Source organism: Lentzea sp. NPDC003310, from assembly GCF_040610935.1.
Classification (GTDB): domain Bacteria; phylum Actinomycetota; class Actinomycetes; order Mycobacteriales; family Pseudonocardiaceae; genus Lentzea.
On the sequence record NZ_JBEXNC010000017.1, the window covers coordinates 1 to 11494 of the forward strand.

The 11494-nt window shown below is 68.9% G+C and carries 12 protein-coding genes; 2 read left to right on the forward strand and 10 right to left on the reverse strand.

Annotation, left to right across the window (positions count from 1 at the left end; all coding sequences use genetic code 11):
- Window positions 1–619: 619 nt before the first annotated feature.
- The gene (gene tyrS, locus ABZX02_RS31465; RefSeq protein ID WP_355303551.1) at window positions 620–1894 is read right to left on the reverse strand and encodes a tyrosine--tRNA ligase; all 1275 of its coding nucleotides are present in this window, start codon (window positions 1892–1894) and stop codon (window positions 620–622) included.
- 137 nt (window positions 1895–2031) lie between these two features.
- On the opposite strand from tyrS, the gene ABZX02_RS31470 reads away from it, so the two are divergent.
- Window positions 2032–2427, forward strand: a complete 396-nt coding sequence (locus tag ABZX02_RS31470) for a hypothetical protein (protein ID WP_355303553.1) — start codon at window positions 2032–2034, stop codon at window positions 2425–2427.
- Window positions 2428–2469: 42 nt separating this feature from the next.
- Window positions 2470–3510 carry a TIR domain-containing protein gene (locus ABZX02_RS31475; RefSeq protein ID WP_355303555.1) on the forward strand — a complete coding sequence of 347 codons (1041 nt, stop codon included), beginning with the start codon at window positions 2470–2472 and terminating at the stop codon, window positions 3508–3510.
- A gap of 57 nt (window positions 3511–3567) precedes the next feature.
- Here ABZX02_RS31475 and ABZX02_RS31480 read toward each other — a convergent pair whose 3' ends face one another.
- Genes ABZX02_RS31480 through argC form a run of 9 tightly spaced genes read right to left on the reverse strand, consistent with a single transcriptional unit; the run spans window position 3568 to window position 11442 of the window.
- Complete coding sequence (locus ABZX02_RS31480) at window positions 3568–4176, reverse strand: DNA-3-methyladenine glycosylase (protein WP_355303557.1); 609 nt, start codon at window positions 4174–4176, stop codon at window positions 3568–3570.
- Window positions 4166–5557, reverse strand: a complete 1392-nt coding sequence (argH, locus tag ABZX02_RS31485) for an argininosuccinate lyase (protein ID WP_355303559.1) — start codon at window positions 5555–5557, stop codon at window positions 4166–4168. The genes ABZX02_RS31480 and argH overlap by 11 nt, the downstream gene beginning before the upstream one ends.
- A 12-nt stretch (window positions 5558–5569) precedes the next feature.
- On the reverse strand, window positions 5570–5824 hold the full coding sequence (locus ABZX02_RS31490) for an argininosuccinate synthase (RefSeq protein WP_355303561.1): 255 nt from the start codon (window positions 5822–5824) through the stop codon (window positions 5570–5572).
- Window positions 5825–5828: 4 nt separating this feature from the next.
- Window positions 5829–6314 (reverse strand): arginine repressor, encoded by a 486-nt coding sequence (locus ABZX02_RS31495; RefSeq protein WP_355303563.1) that lies wholly within the window; start codon window positions 6312–6314, stop codon window positions 5829–5831.
- The gene (argF, locus tag ABZX02_RS31500; protein WP_355303565.1) at window positions 6311–7243 is read right to left on the reverse strand and encodes an ornithine carbamoyltransferase; all 933 of its coding nucleotides are present in this window, start codon (window positions 7241–7243) and stop codon (window positions 6311–6313) included. The genes ABZX02_RS31495 and argF overlap by 4 nt, the downstream gene beginning before the upstream one ends.
- Window positions 7240–8373 carry an acetylornithine transaminase gene (locus tag ABZX02_RS31505; RefSeq protein ID WP_355303966.1) on the reverse strand — a complete coding sequence of 378 codons (1134 nt, stop codon included), beginning with the start codon at window positions 8371–8373 and terminating at the stop codon, window positions 7240–7242. Before ABZX02_RS31505 ends, argF begins: the two co-directional genes overlap by 4 nt.
- A gap of 20 nt (window positions 8374–8393) precedes the next feature.
- A complete protein-coding gene (gene argB / locus ABZX02_RS31510) occupies window positions 8394–9263 on the reverse strand; it encodes an acetylglutamate kinase (protein WP_355303567.1) in 870 nt (289 codons plus the stop codon).
- A complete protein-coding gene (gene argJ / locus ABZX02_RS31515) occupies window positions 9260–10432 on the reverse strand; it encodes a bifunctional glutamate N-acetyltransferase/amino-acid acetyltransferase ArgJ (RefSeq protein ID WP_355303569.1) in 1173 nt (390 codons plus the stop codon). The genes argB and argJ overlap by 4 nt, the downstream gene beginning before the upstream one ends.
- Complete coding sequence (gene argC / locus ABZX02_RS31520) at window positions 10429–11442, reverse strand: N-acetyl-gamma-glutamyl-phosphate reductase (protein ID WP_355303571.1); 1014 nt, start codon at window positions 11440–11442, stop codon at window positions 10429–10431. The genes argJ and argC overlap by 4 nt, the downstream gene beginning before the upstream one ends.
- Window positions 11443–11494 lie beyond the last annotated feature (52 nt).

The following is an 11494-nucleotide window of genomic DNA, read 5'->3' on the forward strand; positions in this document are numbered from 1 at the left end:
AAGCACGCCGCCAGCGTTCGTCCTGAGCCAGGATCAAACTCTCCAATAAGGATTGTGTTTGATCGCTCCAGACGGAATATGTCTGGCAATCTGGTCTTGCTTCTCAAAGGAATACCCCGACGAGGGGTATTCATATTACTGGCTGTGTTTCGGCACGCTGTTGAGTTCTCAAAGAACACGCGCTCATCATCACAATCCGCCGCACGGCGACTCGATCCGAGGCTGTGTCGTACATAAGCTTGTGTTTGAAACTTCCGACGCCCTTGGCCTCTGAGCTCAGACGAGCTACCGGCTGGGTCTTCATCGTTTCGCGGTCACCCACTCTACCACACTCAGTGGAAGCTTGGTTCGTGACCTGTGTCGCGCTCCGTTCCGGTGTTCCCGGCCCGTTCCTCGCTGACATGGAGAAAGTTACACGCACGCCAACTGAGGGTCAAATCGGGGGCAACCCGGCCGCCTGCGATCAAGAAACCGCAGGTCAGCAGCCCCGTACAGGACCCTCCGATCACGCTATCGCAGCCCAAACCCGCGCACACTGTGACCGCGATCACATGGAGAAAGATCGAAGGCCGCCGACCCCAGACGGGATCGGCGGCCTTCAGAAATCAGAACGTGCAGGTCAGAGCTCCACGTGCACGCTCGCGTTGTTGCGCTTGCCGCGGCGCAGGACCAGCCACTTGCCGTGGAGCAGGTCCGACGACGCCGGCTTCCACTCCTCGTCGGTCACCTTCGCGTTGTTCACGTACGCGCCACCCTCGTTCACCGTCCGGCGCGCGGCGCCCCTGCTCTCGGCGAGGCCCGACGCGATCAGCAGGTCGACGATGGTGGGCTCGTCCGCCAGCCTGACCTGCCCCTTGGGCGCCTCGGCCAGCGCGGCCTCCAGCACCGACGCGTCGAGGTCGCGCAGTTCGCCCCGGCCGAACAGCGCCGAGGAGGCGAGGATGACCTGCTGCGTCGCGCGTTCGCCGTGCACCAGGTCGGTGAACTCCTGTGCGAGGCGCTTCTGCGCGGCCCGCTGGTGCGGGGCCTCCGCGGTCTGCTTCTCGAGCTCGTCCAGCTCCTCGCGGGTGAGGAACGTGAACAGCCGCAGGTAGTTGAGCACCGTGACGTCGTCGACGTTCACGAAGTACTGGTACCAGGCGTACGGCGAGGTCATCTCCGGGTCGAGCCACACGCTGCCGCCACCGGTCGACTTGCCGAACTTGCGGCCCTCGGCGTCGGTGACCAGCGGCGCGGTCAGGGCGTGCACGTGCTTGCCCTCGACCCGCCGGATCAGGTCGACGCCGCCGACGATGTTGCCCCACTGGTCCGAGCCGCCGACCTGCAGTGCGGTGCCGTACTTGCGGTTGAGCTGCAGGTAGTCGTTCGACTGCAGCAGCAGGTAGCTGAACTCGGTGTACGACATGCCGTCGCCTTCGAGGCGGCGCTTCACCGTCTCGCGCGACAGCATGACGTTGATCGAGAAGTGCTTGCCGACGTCGCGCAGGAACTCGAGCGCGCTGACCTGGCCCGTCCAGTTGAGGTTGTTCTCGACGATCGCGCCGGTGGGCGAGTCGTCGAAGTCGACGAACCGCTCCAGCTGGCCGCGGATGCGGTCGGCCCACTCGGCGACGGTGTCGAGCGAGTTGAGCGTGCGCTCACCGGTGTCGCGCGGGTCGCCGATCATGCCCGTGGCACCGCCGGCCATGACGATCGGCCGGTGGCCAGCCCGCTGGAAGCGCCGGAGCATGAGCAGCGGCACCATGTTGCCGGCGTGCAGCGACTGCGCCGTCGGGTCGAAACCGCAATAGAGGGTGAGCGGGCCGGCGTCCAGGTCCTTCCGGAGTGCGTCGAGGTCGGTGGACGTCGCGATCAGGCCGCGCCAGGCAAGTTCGTCAAGGATGTGCTCGCTCACGCCCCTCATTGTCGCCTACCTGGTCCAACAGGTTTCGACCCGGTACGCGTACGGGTACGCACGTGGGCATGACGGATCCACGTGATGCGGAGTTACGGCGGCCCACTGAACGCCTGCCGCGCGTGAACGAACCACACATGCCTCGTGTGAACGAGCCGGTGGTCGAAGAGGTCGTCGAGCGCGACGACGACTACCGCAGGCTGCGGACGGTGCGGACCGTCTGCGCGATCATCGACATCATCTGCTGGGTGTTCGCCATAGTGCTGTTGGTGCACATCTTCCTCGTGATCGCGGGGGCGAACGCCGGCAACGGGTTCTTCCAGTTCGTCGCGGGGTGGGCGGACGGCATCACGCTCGGCCTCGACGGCCTCTTCACACCGGAGAACGCCTCCGTGGCCACGCTTCTCAACGAGGGCCTGGCGGCTCTCTTGTGGTTGGTCATCGGTGCGTTGCTCACCAACCTGATCACGCGTATCGCACTGCCCGCCGGTCACCGGCGCGCCTGGTACCGCAGGACCACGCCGATCCGCTGACGCGTCTCCACACCGGGACGTTTCGGGCCGTACCTTGGTCGGGTGACCGAGTACGAGTTCGACGTGGCCCTGTCCCACGCCGAGGAGGACCTCGATGAGGTCCTCCCGGTCGTGGAGGAGTTGAGAAGCCGCGGTGTGAAGGTCTTCCACAGCACGGAACGCAAGGCCGAGATGTGGGGCCTGAACCTGGTGGAGTACTTCTCGGACGCGTTCACGAACCGTGCTCGGTACGTGCTGCTGTTCACCTCGCAGCACTACGTGGACATGTGGTCGACGTTCCAGCGCCGGGCCGCTCTCGGCCGCGCGGTGGAGGAGAACACCGAGTACGTGCTGCCGGTGCGGATCGACGACACGCAGTTCCCCGGACTCTCCCCGCACGTCGGCTACCTCGACATGGAGGTGCACCCGCCCGGCACGATCGCCGAGGCCGTGGTGCAGAAGCTCGCGCAGCACCGCGCCGAGTTCACGCCGTCGACCCCGATCACGCCCAAGACGGTGGCCGCGCTGGTCCGCGAGAAGCCGAAGGGCTGGGAGTACCTGCTCTACGCAACCGTTGTGGCGCAAGGGCTCGCCGAGCTCCAGCAGAAGTACCGCGAACACTTCCTGCGCTACTCGCCGCGCAACGGCGTGGTCGAGCACGGCAACGGCATCGGGCTGATCCGCGACCGCAACGTGCTGCTGGGCGAGATCATCAAGGTCGCGGTCGACTCGGTCTTCACGACCGAGACCCAGGAGGCCGCGTTCGGCAAGTACGGCGAGGTGGGCGACGCGGACCGGATCGTGCACCTGGGCGAGCTGTTCGTGCGGACGTTCGACGAGATCCTGGAGTGGGCCCGGCGCATCCACGGGACCAGCTACGCGAGTGACACGGCACGTGCGGCGGCTCGGGTGCAGGCGCGGTTCGCCGATCGGCAGCTCGAGGCGATGCACGAGGTGGCGCAGAACCTGAGCGAGGTGGCCGACACGCTGGTGGAGCGGTTGACGGCCGGGGACCGGATCGAGATCACGGTGCCGCTGGTGTTCGAGGTGGAGCCGGAGCTGGAGCTCGAGTTCAAGGCGGCGCTGGACAGGCTGTCCCGCTAGTCGATGCGCTTGAAGCGGAGTTCAGGGACCACCTTGCCGACACCGCGGTAGAGCGTGTCAAGCGCTCTTGGTAGGGCGGCGCTTCCCGCCGCGCTTGTACGTCGACACCGCCGGCGAGTCGATCCAGAACCGCCACGGCACGTCCATCGCCACCGCGACCCCGACACGAGGCCCCGAGAACACCTTCTCGGCCCGTGTGCCCGCATACAGCCGCACGGGCGAAGAGGCGGACGTCAGGTCGACGCCGTTCTGCGACCGGTCCAGCCCGAGGACCTTGCACAGCCGTGCGGGTCCCTTGGCGAGTTCGGCGGCGGAACGTGCGGCCGGGCGACGAGAGAAGGCGACGTCCTCGCCCGCGACCACTTCCCCGGCGCGTAGCAGCACCGCGCCCGGTACGCCGTCGGTCAACGAGACGACGTTCGCGCAGAAGTGCATGCCGTAGACGAAGTAGACGTACAGGAAGCCGGCCGGGCCGAACATGACCTCGTTGCGCGGGGTCTTGCCGCGGTAGCAGTGGGACGCGGGGTCGTCGCCGCCCCGGTACGCCTCCACCTCGACGATGCGCACGCGGACGCCGTCGGCTTCCAGGAACGAACCGAGGAGGAGCTGGGACGCGTCGACCGGGTCGACTGCCAGCTCCTCCCTGGTCAGCAGCCTAGAACTCACGTGCGGCGGTGGCCTTCGCCACTAGTGCGTCGAGCTGTTCGCGGACACGAGAAGGCGCCGTACCGCCGTGCGCGTCACGCGACGCGATGGAGCCCTCGACGGTCAGCACGGAGCGCACTTCGGGGGTCAGGGAAGGCGAGATCGCGGCGAACTCGTCGTCGGTCAGCTCCTCCAGGCCCACGCCGCGGGACTCGGCGGCGCGGACGCACGCGCCCGCTGCCTCGTGCGCCACGCGGAACGGGACGCCCTGGCGGACCAGCCACTCCGCGATGTCCGTGGCGAGGGTGAAACCGGCCGGGGCGAGCGACGCCATGCGGTCGACGTCGAACTTCAGGGTCGCGACCATGCCCGCGAAGGCCGGGAGCAGGAGCTCGAGCTGCTCGACGCCGTCGAACAGCGGTTCCTTGTCCTCCTGCAGGTCGCGGTTGTACGCGAGCGGCTGGGCCTTCAGCGTGGCCAGCAGGCCCGCCAGGTTGCCGATCAGGCGGCCCGACTTGCCGCGCGCCAGTTCGGCCACGTCCGGGTTCTTCTTCTGCGGCATGATCGAGCTGCCGGTGGACCAGGCGTCGTCGAGGACCGCGAAGCGGAACTCGGCGGTGGTCCAGATGATGATCTCCTCGGCCACGCGGGAGAGGTTCACGCTGATCATGGCCAGCACGAACGCGATCTCGGCGGCGAAGTCGCGGGAGGCGGTGCCGTCGATCGAGTTCTCGACCGGCGCGTAGAAGCCCAGGTCCGCGGCGACCTTCGCGGGGTCGAGGCCCAGCGAGGAACCCGCGAGGGCGCCCGAGCCGTACGGCGAGAAGCCGGCGCGCTTGTCCCAGTCGTGCAGGCGGTCGACGTCGCGCAGCAACGCGTGCGCGTGCGCGAGCAGGTGGTGCGAGAGCAGCACGGGCTGCGCGGACTGCAGGTGCGTGCGGCCCGGCATGACGGCGCCGAAGTGCGTCTCGGACTGCTGGGCCAGCGCGTCGACCACGTCGAGCACACCGGCGGCGACGCGGCGGGCGGCGTCGCGCAGCCACATGCGGAACAGGGTGGCGACCTGGTCGTTGCGGGAACGACCGGCGCGCAGCTTGCCGCCGAGCTCGGTGCCGGCGCGGTCGATCAGGCCGCGCTCCAGCGCCGTGTGGACGTCCTCGTCCTCCAGCACCGGGGTGAACGCACCGGACTCGACGTCGGCGAGCAGCTCGTCCAGCGCCTTCTGCATGCCCGCGAGCTCTTCGTCGGTCAGCAGACCGGCGGCGTGCAGCACACGGGCGTGCGCGCGCGAACCCGCGATGTCGTATGGCGCGAGCCGCCAGTCGAAGTGCGTCGACAGCGACAGCCGCGCCATCGCCTCGGCCGGTCCCGACTCGAACCGGCCACCCCACAAAGAACTCATCCCACGCAACTTTCAGCTAGCGAAGTCGTACAGCGATTCTTCCGAACGGGCCACGAGACCGACGACGCGCCCCTCGTACAGCGCGACGTCGACCTCGCCGGAGCCCGACGGCAAGGCCATCCGCGCGACCCTGATCGCGACCGAGCCCAGGCTGGACCGGATCACGCCACCGCGGAAGTTGAGCTCGCGGACGGCCTCGGCGACGGAGACGGTCTCGCCGTCCACCGCCACGACCACGCCCGCGTCGAACGTCAGAACGGCGTGCACGGGCTCATTCATCGACTTCGCCCGACGCCAGCGCGGTGATCCGGTCGGCGAGCTCGGAGCCCGTCATCGGTTCCCGCGCCACGACGAGGATCGTGTCGTCCCCCGCGATCGTGCCGACGACCTCGTGCAACGCCGCGCGGTCCAGCGCCGACGCGAGGAACTGCGCCGCGCCGGGCGGGGTCCGCAGCACCGCGAGGTTGCCGGAGAAGTCCGTCGACACCAGCAGTTCGCCGAGCACGCGGACCAGGCGCGTGGTGCCGCCCTGGATGCCGCGCACGGGGCTGCCGTCCTCGGGGATCACGTAGACCGGCGCACCGCCGTCGGGGCCGCGCAGCTTGACCGCGCCGAGCTCGTCGAGGTCGCGCGACAACGTGGCCTGCGTGACGTCGATGCCTTCCGCGGCAAGCAGTTTCGCGAGCTCGGACTGACTGCGCACGGCTCGTTGCGACACCATCTCGACGATGCGGCCCTGACGGGCGGTGCGGGTCATGACGACTGCTCCAGCAACCACACGAGGAGTGCCTTCTGCGCGTGCAGCCGGTTTTCCGCTTCCTGCCACACGAGCGACTGCGGGCCGTCGAGCACGTCGTCGGTGATCTCCCAGCCGCGGTGGGCGGGCAGGCAGTGCAGCACCGTCGAGTCCGGCTTGCCGGTGGCGGCCAGCAGCGACGCGTTCACCTGGTACGGGCGGAACGGGCCGACGCGGTCCTTGCCGTCGTTCTCCTGCCCCATCGACGTCCACGTGTCGGTGACCAGCACGTCCGAGCCGTCGACCGACTCCTGCGGGTCGCTGATCAACGCGACCGAACCGCCGGTCTCGGCGGCGCGCTTCTTGGCGTCCTCCAGGAACTGCGGGTTCGGCACGAAGCCGGCCGGTGCGCCGATGCGGACGTGCATGCCCGCCGTGGCACCGCCAAGCATCAGAGAGTGCGCCATGTTGTTGGCGCCATCCCCTAGGTACGTGAGAGTCAGACCGGCCAACTTGCCGTAACGGCGGCGGATCGTCTGCAGGTCCGCGAGAACCTGACACGGGTGGAACTCGTCCGTCAGCGCGTTCACGACCGGAATGCGCGACACGGACGCCATGGCCTCCATGCGCGCCTGCGCGAACGTCCGCCACACCACCGCGTCCACGTACCCGGACAGGATCCGGGAGGTGTCCTCGATCGTCTCCTCGCGGCCGAGCTGCATCGACCGGCCGTCGATGATCACCGGGTTGCCGCCGAGCTGGGCGATGCCGACCTCGAACGACAGGCGGGTGCGCGTCGAGTTCTTCTCGAAGATCACCGCCACGGACTTGGGGCCCGCCAACGGCTTCGCGGTGAACCGGTCCGCCTTGTACGCGTCTGCGAGGTCGAGGACGGCCGCCTGCTCATCGGTCGTCAGGTCGTCGTCGCGCAGGAAGTGCCTCAGGGTCACTGCGTCTCCTCGAAGAAGGTGGGGAGCGCGGCGACGAAGGCCTGCGCGTCGGACTCCTCCAGCACGAGCGGCGGGGCGAGCCGCAGCACGTCGGGCTGGATCGGGTTGATCAGGTAACCGGCCTTCTGCGCGGCCGCCGCGGCCTTCGCCGAGACCGCCTCGCGCAGCGTGATGCCGAGCAGCAGACCGGCTCCCCGCACTCCGGAGATCAGGGGGTGGTGCAGCGCCTCCACCCCCGCGGCGATCTCCTTGCCCACGGACGAGGCGTGCTCCAGCAGGCCTTCCGAGGCGATCGTGTCCAGCACCGCGAGACCGGCGGCGCAGCACACGGGGTTGCCGCCGTAGGTCGTGCCGTGGTGGCCGGGCTTGAACAGCTCCGCCGCGGCGCCGAAGCCGATGGTGGCGCCGAGCGGCAGTCCGCCGCCGATGCCCTTGGCGAGCGTCATGACGTCCGGCACGATCCCGGCCTGCTGGAACGCGAACCACGTGCCGGTGCGGCCGATGCCGGTCTGCACCTCGTCGAGGATGAACAGCGCGCCGTGCTCGGCGGTGATCCGGCGGGCCTCCTGCAGGTAGCCGGCGGGCGGCACCATGACGCCCTGCTCGCCTTGGATCGGCTCGACGATGAACGCCGCGGTGTCGTCGTCGATCGCGGCTTCCAGTGCCGCGACGTCACCGAACGGGATGTGCTCGACGCCGGGCACGAGCGGTGCGAACGGCGCGCGCTTCGGCTCCTGGCCGGTGAGCGTCAGCGCGCCCATCGTGCGGCCGTGGAACCCGCCGAGCGTGGAGACGACCTTGGTGCGGCCGGTGAGGCGGGCCATCTTCAGCGCCGCCTCGTTGGCCTCGGCGCCGGAGTTGCAGAAGAACACCTTGCCGGGCTCGCCCGCGAGGTCGAGCAGGCGTTCGGCGAGCTTCAGCGCGGGCTCGTTGACGTACAGGTTGCCCGTGTGGCCGAGCTTCGCGATCTGCGTGGACACGGCCTCGACGATCGCCGGGTGCGCGTGGCCGAGGGCGTTGACCGCGAGACCGGTCAGCAGGTCGACGTACCGGTTGCCGTCGGCGTCCCAGACGTGCGCGCCCTCACCGCGTTCGAGCTGGAGCGTCGGCGTGCCGTAGTTGTCCATCATGGACTGTTGCCACCGCGTGGTCACTTGTCCCCCAAGACCATCGTTCCGACACCTTCCGAGGTGAACACTTCGAGCAGGACGCTGTGCGCCAGCCTGCCGTCGATCACGTGCGCCTGCGGGACGCCGCCACGCACCGCGCGCAGGCAGGCCTCCATCTTCGGCACCATGCCGCTCTCCAGGTCCGGCAGGATCTTCTCCAGCTCGGCGGCGCGGATCTGGTCCACCAGCGACGACTTGTCGGGCCAGTTCGAGTAGAGGCCCTCGACGTCCGTGAGCACGACGAGCTTCTCGGCACCGAGGGCGACCGCGAGAGCGCCGGCCGCCGTGTCCGCGTTGACGTTGTGCGGCACGCCGTGGATGTCCGGCGCGACCGACGACACGACCGGGATGCGGCCCGCACGGACGATGTCGAGCACCGCGTCCGGGTTGACCTCGGTGATGTCGCCGACGAGACCGATGTCGACTTCTTCGCCGTCGACCAAAGCCCCACGTCGGGTGGCGGTGAACAGGTGCGCGTCCTCGCCGGAGATGCCGACGGCGTACGGGCCGTGCTGGTTGATCAGGCCGACGAGCTCGCGCCCGACCTGTCCGACCAGGACCATCCGCACGACGTCCATGGCCTCCGGCGTGGTGACGCGCAGGCCGCCGCGGAACTCGCTGTGGATGCCGAGCCGGTCCAGCATGGACTTGATCTGCGGGCCGCCGCCGTGCACGACGACCGGGCGCAGGCCGCACAGCCGCAGGAACACCATGTCCTCGGCGAACGCCTTCTTCAGCTCGTCGTCGACCATGGCGTTGCCGCCGTACTTGACGACCACGAGCGCGCCGCGGAAACGCTCCAGCCACGGCAGCGCCTCGACGAGGACCGCCGCCTTCTCTTGTGCGTTCATGAGGAGTACGCGCTGTTCTCTTCGACGTAGTCGTGGGACAGGTCCGTGGTGAGCACGGTGGCTTCGGCCTCGCCGACGTTGAGGTCGATGACGATCTCGATGTCGCGGCCGGAGAGGTCGGCCTCGGAACGGTCGCGGTCGCGGGTTCCGTTGCGGTAGAGCGACACTCCGTTGATCAGGATCTGCAGCACGTCCGGGTCGATCTCCGCGTCCGCGCGGCCCAGCGCCATCGCGATGCGGCCCCAGTTCGGGTCGCTGCCGAACAGCGCGGTCTTCACCAGGTTGTCCTCGGCGACCGTCCGTCCGATGAGGACGGCCTCGGCCTCGGTGGCCGCCTGCTTGACGGTGATGGAGATTTCCTTGGTCACGCCCTCGGCGTCACCCTGCAACTGCTTGACCAGGTCACCCGCGACCTCGGTCAGCAACGCGACGAAGTCGTCGAACGACGGCTCGACGCCGGACGCGCCGGAGGCCAGCACCAGCACGGTGTCGTTGGTGGACGTGCCGCCGTCGACGTCGAGCCTGTCGAACGTGCGCGAGGTCGCCTGGCGCAGCGCGCTGTCCAGCGCGTCACCGGAGATCTTGGCGTCGGTCGTGATCACCGACAGCATCGTGGCCATGTTCGGGGCGAGCATGCCCGCGCCCTTCACGAACCCGCCGACCGACCAGCCCTGCTCGGAGGCCTTCCACGACTGCTTCGGGCGGCTGTCCGTGGTCATCACGCCGGTGGCGGCGGCGAGCCCGGCCTCGACCGACGAGTCCAGCTCCTTCACCACGTTCTCGACGCCGGCCAGGACCTTGTCCATCGGCAGGCGCTCGCCGATCAGGCCGGTGGAGCAGACCGCGACGTCGACCGCGCCGGTGCCGAGCACCTCGGCGACCTTCTCCGCCGTCGCGTGCGTGTCCTGGAAGCCCTCGGGACCGGTGCACGCGTTGGCGCCGCCGGAGTTGAGCACGACCGCCGTGAGGCGTCGCGACTGGATCACCTGCTGCGACCACAACACCGGCGCGGCCTTCACCTTGTTCGTGGTGAAGACGCCCGCGGCGGCGTCGGACGGCCCGTCGTTGACGACGAGCGTGAGATCCAGCGCGCCGGATTCCTTGATCCCGGCGGCGATCCCGGCGGCCCGGAAGCCCTGGGGTCCGGTGACGCCCTTGCTGCGGTTCACGGAGCGACTCCAACGGTCGAGAGGCCGGTCGTTTCCGGCAGTCCGAGAGCGAGGTTCATGCACTGGACAGCGGCACCGGCGGTGCCCTTGGCCAGGTTGTCGACGGCGGCCACGACCACGAGGCGGTTCAGGTCGGCGTCGACGGTGACTTGTAGCTGGACGGCGTTCGAACCGAGAACCGCGTTCGTCGTCGGCCAGAGACCTTCGGGCAGCAGGTGCACGAACGGCTCGTCCGCGTACGCCTTCTCGTACGCCGCGCGAACGTTTGCGCCGTCTTTGAGCTGTGCGGAACAGGTCGCGAGGATGCCCCGGGACATCGGCGCGAGCACCGGCGTGAAGCTGACCTTGATCGGACGGCCCGCGGCGGCGGTGAGGTTCTGCGAGATCTCGGGCGTGTGCCGGTGCGCGCCACCGACGCCGTACGCGCTGGCGGACCCCATGACCTCGGACCCGAGCAGGTTCGTCTTCAAGGACTTGCCCGCGCCACTAGTGCCCGACACGGCGACGATGACGACCTCGTCCTCGATGAGGTCCACGGCCGGTGCGAGCGCCAAAGAAGAGACGGTCGGGTAGCAGCCAGGAACGGCCACGCGCCGTGCGCCGACGAGCGCGTCCCGCCCGTTGGGAAGCTCGGGAAGGCCGTACGGCCAGGTGCCCGCGTGCTCCCCGCCGTACCACCGCGTCCAGTCGTCCGCGCTGGTCAGCCGGTGGTCGGCACCGCAGTCGATCACGACGGTGTCGTCGCCGAGTTGCTCGGCCAGCGCGGCTGAGTGACCGTGGGGAAGTGCGAGGAACACCACGTCGTGGCCATTGAGGGTCTCGACTGTGGTGTCTTGTAGTTCTCGGTCGGCGAGCGGCAGGAGGTGCGGCTGGTGCTTGAGCAGCTTGTCGCCGGCGCTGCTGTTGGCCGTCAGCGCGCCGATCTCGATGTCCGGATGGCCCAGTAGCAGGCGGAGCAGCTCGCCACCCGCGTACCCGCTGGCGCCCGCGACCGCGATCCTCACTGTCATACGCATGATTATGCACTGACATGCAAACTCACTCAACAGCAGTGTGGCCACC